Origin of the sequence: Desulfamplus magnetovallimortis (assembly GCF_900170035.1) — a bacterium.
GTDB classification, from domain to species: domain Bacteria; phylum Desulfobacterota; class Desulfobacteria; order Desulfobacterales; family Desulfobacteraceae; genus Desulfamplus; species Desulfamplus magnetovallimortis.
On record NZ_LT828548.1, the window covers coordinates 189158 to 204765 of the forward strand.

Consider the following 15608-nt stretch of genomic DNA (forward strand, 5'->3'; position numbering starts at 1 on the left):
ATTCGGGGGTGGCTGAATCACAGCCATGTCCGTTTACCGTGGAAATGCATCACATTTTTATGGTTGGGGGTGATTGATGCGCAATCATGCCCTTTTATTTTGAAAATACCCCATGATTTTGGAATATGCAATATAAAAAACGAACGTTCGTTCATTTTTTTATTGACATCTGATTTTTTGTTTGTAATCATGGATGCAATAAAACCAAATCGTCAAATATAAAGAGTATAGAGTATGCCAAAAGTGCAGGCATTTAAATAGAGACAACTATATATCAGGGGGTAGTTTTCATGGATTTTGAGGTATCTGAGAAAATAAGTATCATAGTCGATATGATCAATGAGTTTGTTGATAAGGAGCTTATACCGCTTGAACCGGAATTTTTGACAAAAAATTTCAGTGAGCTTCTGCCGGTACTTAGGGAAAAACAGGAAATGGTTAAAAAAATGGAGCTTTGGGCACCAAATTTTCCTGTGGAGTGTGGTGGCATGGGTTTAAGTCTTGTGGAGCATGGCCTTGTTTCCGAAGCCCTTGGCAGATCTCCTTTGGGGCACTATGTCTTCTGGTGCCAGGCACCTGATGCAGGTAATGTGGAGATTCTCCATGATCATGGAACCGAAGCCCAGAAGGAGACCTGGTTAAAGCCTCTGGTACAGGGAAAGATAAGAAGCTGTTTCTCCATGACTGAAGTGGATATGCCAGGCTCCAATCCTGTCATGCTTGAAACAACTGCTGTAAAGGAAGGAGATGAATATGTGATCAATGGGCATAAGTGGTACACAACTGCGGCGGACGGCTCCCAGTTTGCCATTGTAATGGCTGTTACTAATCCCGAAGCTCCGGCGCATCTTCAGGCAAGTATGATCATTGTACCCACAGAAACCCCAGGTTTTAATCTTGTGAGAAATATTCCTGTAATGGGGCATGAAGGGGATGATTATTTCAGTCATGGTGAAATTTTGTACCAGTCATGCAGGGTACCTTTGAGCAACCTTCTTGGCAGGGAGGGACAGGGTTTTGTGATGGCTCAGGATCGCTTAGGACCTGGACGTATTCATCACTGCATGAGGTGGCTTGGCATCTGTTCCCGTGCATTTGATCTTATGTGTCACAGGGCCAACCATCGGGTGATCTCCCCTGATGGCAAAACCCTTGCAACCCGACAGACTGTCCAGAACTGGGTGGCAGAGTCCGCAGCCGAGATAGAGGCAGCGAGACTTATGACCCTTCATGCTGCATGGCAGATTGACAATGTAGGGGCATCAAAGGCAAGGGATGCAATATCAAAAATCAAGTTTGTGGTTGCCAATACAATGAACAGGGTTGTTGATCGTGCCCTTCAGGTTCATGGTGGGCTTGGTATGACAGACGATACTATTCTTGCTTTTTTCTTTAGTCATGAACGTGCTGCACGTATTTATGATGGAGCAGATGAGGTACATAAAACTGCCCTTGCAAGACGAATATTGAAAAGCTACCAGGGTAAAAACATCAAATAGATTAGGAATTGATGTTTAATAACTTGCCCATTCTCTCATCCCAGGCAGCTCTTACAGACTTGCGAGGGGGAGTTTGGGTTAGTTAATTAAACCCAATTACTTAGCAGAATGGATCAGCAGATCAAGGGCATAACTTTAATGAACTATGCGGATTTCAAAAAGAGAGTGGAGAATTACAGGGAAGAGATATACCGTGATGTCTATCTTGAAAACCAGGAGAAGATCAGGATAAAAAAAGAGTCAACTGCTATTAAAAATTTTGAAAAGATATTTGATGCCGTGTTTGACATAACCTATGAAAAGGGCTTCCAGGCAATGACAATGAGGGATCTGAGCAGTCGTGCAAACATGAGCCTTGGGGCACTTTATGGGTATTTTGCAAGCAAAGAGGAACTTTTAGCAATTATCCAGAAACAGGGAAGCTCAATGATCAGAAATATTTTTGCCCAGTTTCATGATCAAACAGCCCCTCTTCTTGAGCAGCTTCGTGCTGTCATAAAGACACATCTTTTTTTGAGCGAATCTGCACGCCCCTGGTTCTATTTTACATTCATGGAAGCAAAAAATCTGACATCCACAGGTCGCCAGGCAGTAATAGCCATGGAAGAATATACTGAAAATATGCTTGTGACTATACTTGAATCAGGAGAAGAGAAGGGGATTTTCCGAAAACAGAATCATCTTTTGACAGCAAGCATTATAAAAGCCATGCAGCAGGAGTGGTATCTGAAGCGCTGGAAATACCGCAAAAGGGAAATTGATGTGGATGCCTATGCCGACTGTGTTCTTGAATTTACAGAATCATATTGTCTCAATCCCGATTATGCGGAATGTGGGATTTAGTTCTAATTTTGGCCACATGTTAACTGTTATGCGGCAGTCTGAATCAGGATGCCCGAGATTAACAGGATAAGGCAGGATTATCTATCCTGAACATCTTTTTCATCCTGGTTATCCTGATTCAGACAAATTTGATGGTCTCGTAAAAAGCCAGATTTCAGCATTTTTTGAGTTGTAACATGCTGAAATTATTAATAGCGAGTTTGCTATTTCGGACTTTTTACAGGTTCATCAAATTTAATAATTACAAAAAATCTCATAAGATGTCGATTTTGACTATTTAATAATATTATGTAATCTATAAAACATATAAAAAAGGAAAAAACAATGACACTTCATGACGAAGCCGTCAAGGTCAGGTCAGGGGAAGAGCTTGATATTGATGCTGTTAAGGCTTTTTTAATGGAAAATGTGGATGGGCTTTCCGGAGAGTTGACAGTGGAACAGTATCCAGGGGGATTTTCCAATCTGACATATCTTTTGAGGATGGGTGACAAAGAGATGGTTTTAAGACGCCCTCCCGTTGGTGCAAAGATAAAAGCTGCCCATGACATGGTGCGCGAATACAGGATATTAAGCGCAATATACCCAAATTTTCCCTACTGCCCTAAGCCCCTTGCCTGTTCTGATGATGAATCCATAATTGGTGCTCCATTTTATGTTATGGAGAAGTTTTCCGGTATTATCCTCAGACGGGAGCTGCCTGATGGCCTTGTGTTTTCAAGGGAGGATGCAAAGCAGTTGTGCTGCAACCTCATTGATCTTCATCTTGAAATTCATTCAATTGATGTCAAGTCATCAGGACTTGATTTTATTGGAAAACCAGAAGGCTATATCGGGCGTCAGGTGGAAGGATGGGCAAAAAGATACAGGAATGCAAAAACTCCGGATGCACCGGAATTTGAAGTAGTCATATCATGGCTTGTGGAGAAAATGCAGCCTGATACTGATAAACCGTCTCTTATCCACAATGACTATAAATTTGATAATGTGGTGCTTAACCCTGCCAAACCTGTTGAAATTACCGGTGTGTTGGACTGGGAGATGACCACATATGGTGATCCGCTTATGGATCTTGGCAGCTCCCTTGCCTACTGGGTAGAAAAAAGAGATCCTTTGGAGTGGCAGTTGATGAAATCCATGCCGACAGATATGGATGGAGCCATGACGCGTAAGGAGATCATAGCCATGTATGGGGAAAAGAGCGGCCGCAACATGGAAAAATTTGACTTTTATGAGTGTTTCGGTCTGTTTCGCCTTGCTGTTATTGCCCAGCAGATTTACAAGCGGTTTTATGAGGGTTTTACAAAGGACAAGCGATTCGGGAATCTGATCCACGGGGTTCGTATTCTTGAGAACAGAGCATTGACATTAATTGAAAAATCGAAACTCTGACAGTAATAAACAGATATGATTGATTACGTATCAAACCCTCCCAATATAAAAATGATAGTCATTTTCACGATAAACAGGCATGCTTGATTATGTATCAATCACCCCAAATATAAAAATAATAGTCATTTTCGGCATCTTTCATTTGCCTGTTTACACTTTGTCAGAACCATGATTTTCATGATTAAGGGATTATCCTGATTTTTCATCATGTTAATCTTTAAATCCTTTAATCATGGTTCAAAAATTTTCCGAAAAGTGTAAACTACTTTTGGGTTGATATGAAGGATGCCTCATTTTCACGTTAAAAAAAATCATTAATTAAAACCATTCATTCAGAGTATTGGTGATTGAAGGGCAATTTCATTAGGTAATTTAAAAGGAATCATACATTGAAGGTTGAAGATATTAAAAAGATTTTGATTGTGGGTGGCGGTACAATGGGGCAGCAGACAGCCCTTATTTGTGCCCTGCATGGATATGATGTTGCAATGCACGACATCTCCATGGAGATTCTGGAAAAGGGATTTGAAAGACTTAAGAAAAACTGCATCCGAATCACAGCCTCCGGTGAGTTTACACCTGAAGAGGGGGAAGCTGCTATAAAAAGGATTATCCTGACAGATAAACCTGAAATTGCTGCACAGGATGCTGATCTTATCATTGAGTCAGTACCTGAGGATCCTGCCCTGAAGGCAAAAATATTTGCCTCATTTCATGAACTGTGCAAACCCGAAACTGTTTTTACCACAAACACATCCACGCTTGTTCCATCCATGTTTGCCCATGCAGTTGGAAGACCTGAAAAATTTTGTGCATTTCACTTTCATGATATTGCAATAACAAAGATTGTGGACATAATGCCGCATCCTGGCACAGATCCTGAGACCATTGCTCTTGTGAGGGAATTTGCAATCAAAATAGGACAGATTCCAATTGAGCTTAAAACCGAAAATCATGGCTATGTATTCAACAATATGCTTATGGCATTTATTGGATCAGCATTGACACTGGCAAGCCGCAAGGTGGCCTCTGTTGAAGATATTGACCGATCCTGGATGGGTGTGCTTCATACTCCCCTTGGTCCCTTTGGAATGATTGACAGTATCGGCATTGACACTGTCTGGAAGGTTACTGATTTCTGGGCGCAGAAACGTCAGGATAAACATGCCCTTGGCAATGCGGCTTTTTTAAGGGAGTATGTGGATAAAGGTGATCTTGGGGTAAAGACGGGCAGGGGATTTTATGAGTATCCTGCTCCGGCATTTGCCAAAAAAGATTTTCTGACATCGGGAAAATAAACAGAGATCTGAAATTTTAAAGGGCGGCTTCAAGGGAGCGACAGTTCCAGTGCCGGTTCAACGATCTGGAAAAAACGGTGGTGTCCCAAATATGTTGATGAGTTCTTCACAAACCTTGATTCAGCAGGGCTTTCACAAAAAGATATCAACACTTTTATGACACTACCGAAAAAACATTCACAGAAAGAGCAGGAACAATAATATGGAGGAATTCATGGAACAATTTTCACTTATAGGTAAAACAGCATTGATAACAGGGGCAAGCCGAGGAATAGGCGAGGCCATTGCCATCTATCTTGCAAAACAGGGAGCACTCTGCATACTGGTCAGCAGAAAGGTGGAAGACCTTTCAAATGTGGAGAAGAAGATAACGGATAATGGTGGAAAGGCCGCATCCCTTCCATGCAATGTCGGGAAAATGGAAGAGATTAGTGGTTTGATGCAGAAGGTTGAAGAGCTTTATGGCAAACTTGATATTCTCATCAACAATGCTGCTGCCAATCCATATTTTGGAGAGATGATCAATGCCGAGGAGTGGGCATGGGATAAAACATGTGATGTCAATCTTAAAGGGCCTTTTTTCATGATTCAGGCAGCAGCAAAGCTCATGCAGAAAGGTGGCGGCGGCAGCATTGTCAATGTCTCTTCAGTTAATGGAATGAAGCCTTCTCTGTTTCAGGGTATCTACTCAATCACAAAGGCAGGGCTTATCACCATGACACGTGCCTGGGCAATTGAGCTTGCAAAGTTTAATATCAGGGTAAATGCCCTGTTGCCTGGTCTTACAGATACAAAATTTGCAAGTGCCATTACACAAAACGAGGATATCAAGAACATGATTCTTCCCCAGATTCCCATGGGACGCATTGCCCAGCCTGAAGAGATGGCAGGGGCAGTGCTTTTTCTGGTATCTGATGCCTCTTCCTATACCACGGGAAGTTGCCTTACCTGTGATGGCGGTATGCTGGCATAACTGTAAAAAAATTTGGCATCCTTCATTTGCCAGTTTACACTTTTTGGAGCCACATTCCCATTTTTAGGGAATTATCTCAAAAAAAGTGTCAACTACTTTTGATGGATTCTGAAGGATGCCAAAAATTTTGGCATCTTTAGTCTTATGCCCAAAATACTTTATGCTTTTAAAAAAAATTGTCTGAATCACGGATTGCTCAAGATTACGAGGATGACGCAGATTTTTTCAATCCGTGCAATCATTTAATCGGTTGAATCAGTGATTCAGATGATAGAAAGAGTAAGAAAAGTATAAAGTTGTAAATAACGCATATCAAAGTGATAAATAAAATATAACCAAATTTTTATTCAATTTTCAGCATCTTTTTACCCATTGCTATCCGTTGTTCAAAATTTTCATCTTCAAAGGCAGCAGCCACCTCTTCCAGAAAATCGGGAATGGCAATACCCTGTGGGCACTTTTCCAGACATTCTCCGCATTGAGTGCATTGTGATGCAAAAGCAGGTTCTGTGCCTGTTATGGCTCCGGCCATTCTGATTGCATACATGAATTTGGCCTCATCTTCGTTTTTAAAAAGATGAAATTTGTTCAATATCTCAAAGCAGCCGGAAATATTAACACCTGACGGGCATGGCTTGCAATATTCGCACCCTGTACATCCAACCTTCATCAGTTTTCTGTATCTATTTGTGACCCTGTTGACAAGTTTAAGTTCCTCTTCTGTCAGGGAGTCTGGATAACCATCATCTGCAATTGCAAGATTCTCCTTTATATGCGCCTCTTCATTCATGCCGGAAAGAACCACTGTGACTTCCGGGCGGTTCCAGATCCATCTTAATGCCCACTCCACAGGTGTACGCAGGTGAGGAGCTTCCTTCCAGATGGCATCAACATCAGGCGGTGGTTCAGGGATTCCAAGATTCCCGCCTCTTAAGGGTTCCATGATGACGATGCCGAGATTTTTTGATGCGGCATATTCAAGGCCTTCCGTGCCTGCCTGAAGCTCTTCATCAAGATAGTTGTACTGAATCTGGCACATTTCCCATGGGTAGTCATCCACAATGGTTTTGAAATCATCAATTTTCCCGTGGAATGAAAATCCGGCATTAACAATGCGTCCACTCTGTTTTGCCCTGTCAATAAACTCCAGTACGCCAAAGGATTTAAGTTTTTCCCAAATAGGCCCTGCAAGGTTGTGGATAAGGTAGTAGTCAATGTGTCCTGTTTTAAGTTTCTCAAGCTGGGCATTGAGATAATAATCCATGTCATCACGGCTTTTGATCATCCATGATGGCAGTTTTGTGGCAAGTCTGACCTTCTCCCTGTAGCCCTGTCCAAGGGCATCTGCAACAAGAAGTTCGCTGTTGCCGCTGTGGTATGGCCATGCTGTATCAAGGTAGTTGACGCCATTATCTATGGCGTATCGAATCTGCTCAATGGCCCTTTTTTTGTCAATGCTTCCCTTCTCATCAGTTGGCAGGCGCATACATCCGAATCCAAGTATTGAGAGTGAATCACCGGTTTTGGGTATTTTTCTGTAAAGCATTAATCCTCCTTTTTTGTTAAGGGGTGTATGTGAAACAATGCATTCTATTTTGTTGGAAACAGATCGTTTTTATATTTACGAATAAGTCCCCTGAGCTGGTCATAGGAAAGTCCAAGATGCAAAGCTGCTTCTTTCTGGTTATACATTGAGGCTTTCAATGCTTTGTTAAGCATCGATATTTCAAGGACTTTGATGGCATCTTTCAAGGGCATTTTTTCCAGATCCCCAATTTCTGCCTTATTGATTTTTGTATTTGTCTCCTGGTTATTTATCGGGGCATCATTGCGGTTTTCAACGTGATTGCGGTCATTAAATGAACCATCATCATAGGGCGAGATAAAGGGATTGAAAATTATCTCATTTATCACATGGGTGTCGGTTCTGTACACTGCCCTTTCAATGACATTTTTAAGCTCCCTTATGTTTCCTTTCCATGTATGATTCATGAGCTTTTTTTCAGCATTAGATGTAAAAACAGGAATCTCTTCCCTGGCAAGTTCCACAGCCATTCTGCGGGCAAAATGGTTGGCCAGAATTAAAATATCTTCCCCTCTTTTGCGAAGAGGTGGCAGAAAAAGTACCTCAAAGGAGAGTCGATCAAGGAGATCCTGCATGAAATAGCCCTTTTTGGCCATCTGTTCAAGGTCTGCATTGGTGGCACTGATAATCCGGACATCAACTTCAATGGATGAAGAGCTGCCAACGGGTTCAAAAGATCCATATTCCACAGCCCTTAATATTTTTTCCTGTGCAACAATTGGAATGGTTGCAATCTCATCAAGGAAAAGAGTTCCTTTGTCAGCAGTTTCAAATCGTCCCTTGCGCCGCTGATGTGCACCTGTGAATGCACCTTTTGCATGGCCGAAAAGTTCGGCTTCCAGAAGAGTAGGGGAAAGAGAGGCACAGTTCAGGGTAATAAATGGTCCTTGCCAGCGCCGTGAGAGAAAGTGAAGTCTTGTTGCGGCAAGTTCCTTGCCGGTACCCCTTTCGCCCAGAATAAGAACCGGCCGGTTGACAGGAGCTACCCTTGAGAGACGTTCCTGAAAATCAAGGAAGGCTTCTGATTGTCCCATGGCTTCTGGTGTTCCCATGGTTAGAGAAGAGATGGGCATGGATGGCGAAGAGATGAAAAATCTGTCTGTCATGGTGATAATAACCTTAATATGGTTTTTTTACCAGTTAACAGGGTGCATATGCCAATAATTTTGGGTGATTTCAACCGGCATCATGTATGATGATGACAGTTAACATATTGAAAAAACATGATAAAAAAATATTTTTCTCCCATGATTGATTGCTGGCATACTATCTGCAATTTCTTGCAGTTAATGAATATAGCGTTTCATTCAGTTATCAGTATAACGGCCATGGCAAACCCATCTTGCCACAACGAAGCATGAAAGCCCTGAAAAAAACCTTGAAATACGGGGACTTTCTTATAAACGGCCATGGCAGATTCATCTGCCACAACGAATCATGAAAGTCCTTAAAAGGCGGGGACTTTCTTATAAACTGCAAGTTTAATGAATTTTTGTTGACAGCACAACAGGAATTGCCGAAAAAATACTTCACAAAAAAAATAGCAGATTAATAAATTTACAGGAGGAGACAATGGGTATATTTACAAGATTTAAAGATATTATCAATGCCAACATGAACGCAATGCTTGACAATGCAGAAGATCCTGAGAAACTTATAAAACTTATGATCCGTGAAATTGAAGATACACTTGTGGAATTAAAGGTGTCATGCGCCGGTGCAATTGCCAGCAAAAAAAAGGTGCAAAGAGAGATGGATCAGGCTCAAAACCGTATGCAGATGTGGGCAGAAAGAGCTGAGCTTGCCGTCGCAAAGGGCAGAGATGATCTGGCAAGGGAAGCATTGATGGAGAAGCGGAGATTCAGTAATATTCTTGAATCCCTTGAAAATGAGGTTAAGGAGCATTCTGCTCTTGTTGCCCAGTATCAGGATGATATCCGTCAGCTTGAAGAAAAACTTCAAACCTCCAGGGAAAAACAGAGGATGCTGGTACAGAGGCATATCCATGCACGAAGGAAAAAACGTGCACAGGAAGATATCCGTCGCATTGACAATGCCGAAACCCTTGCAAGATTTGATGATATTGAAAACCGTATTGAGCAGATGGAAGCAGAAGCGGATCTTGTCAATTTTGGCGTCAAACCCGACATTGAGGAAAAATTTGAAGCTCTCATGATAGATGACGAGATTGAGAGAGAACTCAATGCCCTTAAATCATCAAAAAAACAGACTGAAATGCAAAAGGAGTCGTTGTAATGCACCATATGCAATGGACAGGAATTCTGGGAATTATTTTTGGTTGTGCCCTGATTGCCCTGGCTCTTGTCTGCGGTACCATAGTAATGATTTTCAGGATGCGGCAGGGCCAAAGTTCTGTCAGAAGCAAAAAATACAGTGCTGATGAAGAAAAGGCTATACAGGAGATACTTCTGGGGCTGGAGCGAATGGAAAAAAGAGTGGACGCACTTGAAATAATCCTCATGGAAGGCTCAAGGGATAGTCACAGCTTCCATGGAAAGGAATTGTAATAAAAAGGTGTTTCAATGAAAAGCATGTTGAAAAGATTCAATGAGATCAGCAAGGGACTTTACCGTTCAAGGGATGGGGTTATCATGGGTGTATGCAGAGGTTTGGCTGAACACTTTGATCTCTCTGTCTCTTCTGTCCGGTTTTTCTTTGTGCTGATGCTTTTTTTAAGTGGGCTTTGGCCAATGGTGGGCATCTATTTTCTGGCATCATTAATGATGAAACCCCAACCGGTTGGATACGTTGACCATGGTGGAGGTTTTGTTAATGAAAGCTCCATTTACTCCAGTAAGGTGGATTTGACAGCACTTTCCAGGAGGTTCAAAAAGCTTGAAATCCGTATCCAGCGCATGGAAGATATTGTGACTGCCCGAGATTTCCAATGGGATCGGGAGTTGGGCAGCCAAGCCTTTATGCCCCATAAAATTGTCAAATAGTTGGCATTCTTCATTTGTCGGTTTACACTTTTTTTGAACCATGATTTTCATGATTAAGGGATTACCTTGATTTTAAATCTTGTTAATCCTTAAATCCTTTAATCATGGTTCAGAATTTTTCGAAAAGTGTAAACTAATTTTGAGTTGATATGAAGAATGTCCAAATATTTAATGAAAATCTAACCTCCAATACCTATTTTATAAGCACATCTACTTTTTTAGATATTTTATTCCAGTTGATTCCAATTTTGATGATTTTCTCAAAGCTATTATGGTAACTTTGTACATAGTCTTTTTCAATTTGAGCAATTGCCTCATCTACGTTTTTATTCACTTTAAACTCCAAAACATAAACTGCGCCGCCTCTTAGAATATGCAGATCTGTTCGACCGATGATATTCTGGTTTTCACCCATGTAATAGATGTTGTTCATACGAATAGCGACCCCGACCATTGATTTAAGCCAACCTTCAGGATTTTTGTTGTGCCAGTCATATGGAATCCCTACGCAATTCCGGTAAATCAAGTCCTGAACACTTTTCTGAATAACATCAGCATTTTGTTCAAAGACTCCAGATGTTATTCTTTGGGAAACATCCTTCCAATCACGTAAATTGTAGTGCTTCCCCAGGCTTAATTTTAAAAAATATTCCAACATGACCTGTTCGGTCTCTTTGTTGGGAAATTTTAAATAATAGTGATTCTGCTCATCTTTATTCCGAATAGTGAGATATCCGGCATTAAAAAATAACACTTCCGGTCTTAAACGTTGCAGGTTATGAACTCGCAAATCCATTTCGCTGACAATAAGGCTGTTATCCCTTTCATAATCAATAATTCGTTGTACATCAATGGCGTTATCCTTGATGTAGTCACTAATCGTACTTGGAATACCTGTATCTGACCAATAAGAGCCAAACTCTTCATTCTCAATGAAATTATTAATATCCCAGGGATTGTAAAGTTTTTCGCCTCCAAAATTAAAACCGTTATAGTCTTCTTTCATCCTTTGCAGGATCTGCGTTACTTCCCTGTTTTGTTTTTTGGCAATGGCCTCTATTTCTTTGCTGAAATTATCCTCTACCTCTCTTTGGGTATATCCAATCAAATCTGTATGCCTGCCAACAAAACTGATATCTTTTGGATTATTTAGCACGGAAAAGATACTCATCTTCATGAGTTTAGTGAGTCCGGTTAGCATAAAAAAATGGATATATCTGTCATGGTCTTTGATCGGAGCATAAAAATCCTGGAAAAAATTTCTGACTTTTTCGGCTTTTTGGATATTTTTCAAGTGAAGCAGGATTGGTTTGTCATATTCATCAACTAAAACAACCACTGGTTTTCCGGCTCTTTCGCAGATTTCCTCTAAAACTACTCCAATGTTAAAGTAGTCAAAATCTTTAATTTTAAGCTCTTTATCGTCTATATGTATTCTGCCATTGTATTGAATATATTTTTTAAGATCATCATGTCTGGAGATACCTGCAAAACTTAGATGCAGTACCGGAAATTTTTCAAATTTAAGTTTGTCATAGATATAGAGGCCTTCAAACAGTTCTTTTTTACCTGTAAAAATATTTTTCAAAACAGACAACATGAGGCTTTTGCCAAAACGGCGTGGGCGTGACAAAAAGTTATGTTTCCCACACTGATCCAAAAAATCATAAATTTGGAGGGTCTTGTCTAAATAAAACTCCCCTCTTTTTTTTATCTCCTCAAAATCTTGCCCTGTGGAAAATTTTTTTCTTTCAGTCATGGCATTCCAGGTAGTGTTCTTTTAAGGTTTGATTGTTGGATAGAAAATGCCTTTAATCTTTAAAAGGTCTTAAAAGTCACCCGACAGTTTAAACTTGAAGAATCAGTAGTTGTTTTTGTATTTTTAAGATTCGTACATTTTCCTGTTTACACCATATTACGTGCATGGCGGATGGCTGCCACAATTGAAAGGTTTAAAATCTTTTTTAATAATCAAGGTAATCCCTTAATCATGAAAATCATGGTTCAAAAAAAGTGTAAACCGACAAATGAAAGATGGCTTTTATTTATTGAATTTTTCAAGGATTGACGATATTTTTTCATCCTTTTCTTTCCAGAGCCCGTTTAGCCACTCACAGAAATTTGCCTTGAAAACAGGGTCATTGAAATAGTCCCCTAAAATATCATCGGTTATGGGAAGTACTTCAATATCAACCACAACTCTTCTGACTCTTCCAGAGATAAATCCCCAGAAGGTATCTGCCCCATCCGGATAGACAATGGTGACGTTGATGATTTTCCTGATGCAGTCTCCCATGGTACTTAAGACAAAGGCAACACCGCCTGCCCTGGGATTCAGCAGATTTTTATAGGGAGATTTCTGTCTTTCATGCTTTGCAGGTGTAAACCGTGTCCCTTCCACAAAATTCATCACAGAGACTGGAATTGTCCTGAATTTTTCACATGCCTTACGTGTGGTTTCAAGGTCTTTTCCCTTAAGGTGCGGATTCTTTTTAATAAAATCGCTGCTGTAACGCCGCATAAAAGGGAAATCCAGCGCCCACCAGGCAAGACCAAGGATGGGAACCCAGATCAGCTCCTTTTTCAAAAAGAATTTAAGCATCGGGATTTTCCCCCTGAAAACCTTCTGCAATACCAGAATATCCATCCATGACTGGTGATTGGAAAGCACAAGATACCACTCTTTCAGGTGCAGTGCTTCAAGACCGTTTATTTTCCATTCGATGCGGTTGAAAAGATCTGAATTAATGGAGTTTATGCCAACCCATGTCATGGCAATTGAGATGAGAATACGGTTATACAAGGCTAACAGGGCAGGAATGGGTAAAACAAGTTTGATAAATGCAACAACAAAAAGCACACTGCACAATACAATGGTATTTAAAAGATACATCAAGAATGATAGCATTCCTTTGATCGTATTGGGTAAAAAATCCAGCATATTATCTATCCTTTATATATTTTTTAACAGTACGCCTGTCCAGTCCGGTTGTGCGGGCAACAGCCTCATATGTACCGTGCTCATGATATAGAAGCCGGCAGTAGGTGGATACAAGAGTTGTAACATCCATTTCACCATTTTCCACAGACTGGAGCAGAAGCTTGCGTGTTTCCAATTTTTGGGGGGATGCATCAGTTTCCCTAAGTTTTTGTCTCAAAATATCTGTTTCCTGGGATTTTTGATTGAGAGAATTCTGTTTTAAACAGTCTGTTTTTGACTCCCCGGAATTCTCTATTTTCCCTTTTTTAAAATGTGGATGTCCCTCATAATTTCGGCGAAGGATAATCCGTTTAACACACTGCTCAACTTCTCTGACATTCCCTGGCCAGTGATAATCTTTTCCAAGCTGCCTGTCAATAATTCGTGAGACCTTTTGAACAAGCTCCTCTGATTTTTTCCCAAGAATTCTTTCCACTGTAAATGAAAGAAGTTCCTGAAGTTCCCCCGGTTGCTGCCTTATTCTAAGGCGTAAGGGAGGAACTTCAAACATGTCGGAGCAAAGTCGGTAATAAAAGTCATCCCGAAAAATGCTTCCATCTGTTATGGCAGACATTGGGCGGTTTGTTGCCGCAATGACCCTGCCCCGGAAGCGTGATGCATGATGGCTTCCAACCGGGGTAAAGACTCTTTCCTGAAGTACATGCAGAAGCTTTATCTGAATATGGCCTGGCACCTCTCCTATTTCGTCCAGAAATATTGAGCCATGACTGCTGCAATGTTGAAAAACTCCCTTGTGATCTTCAACAGCACCTGTAAAAGCACCTTTTTTATGGCCAAAAAGCTCTGATTCCAGAAGGGCTTCGGGAAACTGGGACAAATTTATGGGTATGAAGGCACTTGTAAAGCTCTCTTTAAAGCAGCCTTTTTTTTCATCAAAAGGAATAAAACCGCTTCTTCCTATGGCCATTGCTGCGGTTCCTTTACCTGTGCCGGTTTCACCAAGAATCAGGGTGGAAAAATCTTCCATTCGATTCCAAAGTATATTGTCATAAAGCTGGATGTTGTTGGTGAAGACATTATTCCACAGGTTTCTTTTTAACTCCTTCATGCAGGGACTTGTTCCCACAAGAAAATTGGATATGAAAAAAAAAGCACGCCTTAACTGAAATGAAAATGCAAAGTAGTGAAGGAATTTTTTTTCAGGGATTCCCCTTTTGTGCAGCATCTTCATGGCTTCTTCAGCAAAACTGACATGCACCGGAGTCTCTCCTGCCTTCATTTGATCAATGATAAGCTGATCAAACCTGTCCCTGAATTTATGGAAAATATCAAACAGAAAAACAACCTGAATAATCTCTTTGTCCTTTCCGGTAAAACCCTGAATGCTTCCTCTGCCTTCATTTTCAAGGCGTTTTATTCTTTTATCGACCTCCTCAATGCAGAGATCAGAACTCTCCCTGCGTGGAACTTCCGGAAAAAGTCCTGCAATTTTTCTGTCAAGCCTCTCCCTTAATTCGCCAAAGGGGTTTGCAAATGCCGCATGGTAAACTGTTCTGAAAAAGGCTTTTTCTTCGCTTTGTAATTGGCTTTGTTTCAATTGCATCTTTTCTCTTTATGATTTTGTATGAACATTTGGTTAACAATCTTATTATATTTAATGTGCATAAATTGCAAGGCATGTTCAAATAATGAATGTAAGGGTTGGTGGTAATTTTTGTGTGTATATAAGTTCTGGTGCTTATATTTGTTTTTATATCAGTTGGTTATAATATTTAAAATGTAATGGTATGTTTTTTGATTGTAATCAGAACCTTTAGAAATTGATATATTACTTAAAATCGACATCTTATTGCTTTTTCAGAAGTTATTGCAGTTGTCTGAACCAGGATAACCAGGATGGATAGGATGCTCAGGATAGATAATCCTGCCTTATCCTGTTAATCTTGGGAATCCTGATTCAGACAGTGTTGACAAGGCTTACAAGATCATAGGTCTCAACTTTGAGTATATGATCTGGTTCAAACAATATTGATGCTCTTGTAAACGGAGATAGCTGTGACTCAGGCACCCCCGAATATGAAAATTTGTATCCATTTTCACGGTAAAAAACTCCA

13 protein-coding genes are annotated in these 15608 nt (G+C 40.6%); 8 read left to right on the forward strand and 5 right to left on the reverse strand.

All coding sequences use genetic code 11. From position 1 onward, the window contains the following. The first annotated feature begins 290 nt into the window (after positions 1-290). The 5 genes from MTBBW1_RS15780 to MTBBW1_RS15800 all read left to right on the forward strand — a co-directional run bounded on the left by MTBBW1_RS15780 (position 291) and on the right by MTBBW1_RS15800 (position 6005). Positions 291-1499, forward strand: coding sequence for an acyl-CoA dehydrogenase family protein (locus MTBBW1_RS15780; RefSeq protein ID WP_080804726.1), 1209 nt, complete (start codon positions 291-293; stop codon positions 1497-1499). A gap of 138 nt (positions 1500-1637) precedes the next feature. Beyond that, positions 1638-2342, forward strand: coding sequence for a TetR/AcrR family transcriptional regulator (locus MTBBW1_RS15785; RefSeq protein ID WP_186441367.1), 705 nt, complete (start codon positions 1638-1640; stop codon positions 2340-2342). Between the two features lie 324 nt (positions 2343-2666). Next, positions 2667-3734 carry a phosphotransferase family protein gene (locus tag MTBBW1_RS15790; RefSeq protein WP_080804728.1) on the forward strand — a complete coding sequence of 356 codons (1068 nt, stop codon included), beginning with the start codon at positions 2667-2669 and terminating at the stop codon, positions 3732-3734. Positions 3735-4123: 389 nt separating this feature from the next. Continuing rightward, positions 4124-5032: a 3-hydroxyacyl-CoA dehydrogenase gene (locus tag MTBBW1_RS15795; RefSeq protein WP_080804729.1), complete on the forward strand. Its 909-nt coding sequence runs from the start codon at positions 4124-4126 to the stop codon at positions 5030-5032. Positions 5033-5246: 214 nt separating this feature from the next. After that, positions 5247-6005 carry an SDR family oxidoreductase gene (locus MTBBW1_RS15800; RefSeq protein WP_080804784.1) on the forward strand — a complete coding sequence of 253 codons (759 nt, stop codon included), beginning with the start codon at positions 5247-5249 and terminating at the stop codon, positions 6003-6005. Between the two features lie 343 nt (positions 6006-6348). Here the strand turns inward: MTBBW1_RS15800 and MTBBW1_RS15805 are convergent, their stop codons facing one another. Beyond that, positions 6349-7551, reverse strand: coding sequence for an aldo/keto reductase (locus tag MTBBW1_RS15805; RefSeq protein WP_080804730.1), 1203 nt, complete (start codon positions 7549-7551; stop codon positions 6349-6351). Between the two features lie 44 nt (positions 7552-7595). Further along, complete coding sequence (gene pspF, locus MTBBW1_RS15810) at positions 7596-8696, reverse strand: phage shock protein operon transcriptional activator (RefSeq protein ID WP_245809424.1); 1101 nt, start codon at positions 8694-8696, stop codon at positions 7596-7598. Between the two features lie 466 nt (positions 8697-9162). On the opposite strand from pspF, the gene MTBBW1_RS15815 reads away from it, so the two are divergent. The 3 genes from MTBBW1_RS15815 to MTBBW1_RS15825 are packed head-to-tail and all read left to right on the forward strand — an operon-like array spanning position 9163 to position 10553. Further along, positions 9163-9846 carry a PspA/IM30 family protein gene (locus tag MTBBW1_RS15815; RefSeq protein WP_080804731.1) on the forward strand — a complete coding sequence of 228 codons (684 nt, stop codon included), beginning with the start codon at positions 9163-9165 and terminating at the stop codon, positions 9844-9846. Beyond that, positions 9846-10118: a hypothetical protein gene (locus MTBBW1_RS15820; protein ID WP_080804732.1), complete on the forward strand. Its 273-nt coding sequence runs from the start codon at positions 9846-9848 to the stop codon at positions 10116-10118. The genes MTBBW1_RS15815 and MTBBW1_RS15820 overlap by 1 nt, the downstream gene beginning before the upstream one ends. Before the next feature lie 15 nt (positions 10119-10133). Continuing rightward, positions 10134-10553 carry a PspC domain-containing protein gene (locus MTBBW1_RS15825; RefSeq protein ID WP_080804733.1) on the forward strand — a complete coding sequence of 140 codons (420 nt, stop codon included), beginning with the start codon at positions 10134-10136 and terminating at the stop codon, positions 10551-10553. Positions 10554-10746: 193 nt separating this feature from the next. On the opposite strand, the gene MTBBW1_RS15830 is transcribed toward MTBBW1_RS15825, so the two are convergent. The 3 genes from MTBBW1_RS15830 to MTBBW1_RS15840 form a co-directional block, all read right to left on the reverse strand. Next, positions 10747-12312 carry an AAA family ATPase gene (locus MTBBW1_RS15830; protein ID WP_080804734.1) on the reverse strand — a complete coding sequence of 522 codons (1566 nt, stop codon included), beginning with the start codon at positions 12310-12312 and terminating at the stop codon, positions 10747-10749. 282 nt (positions 12313-12594) lie between these two features. Beyond that, positions 12595-13494, reverse strand: a complete 900-nt coding sequence (locus MTBBW1_RS15835) for an acyltransferase (protein ID WP_080804735.1) — start codon at positions 13492-13494, stop codon at positions 12595-12597. A gap of 1 nt (position 13495) precedes the next feature. Beyond that, positions 13496-15097 carry a sigma-54-dependent transcriptional regulator gene (locus tag MTBBW1_RS15840; protein ID WP_245809425.1) on the reverse strand — a complete coding sequence of 534 codons (1602 nt, stop codon included), beginning with the start codon at positions 15095-15097 and terminating at the stop codon, positions 13496-13498. Positions 15098-15608: the final 511 nt, after the last annotated feature.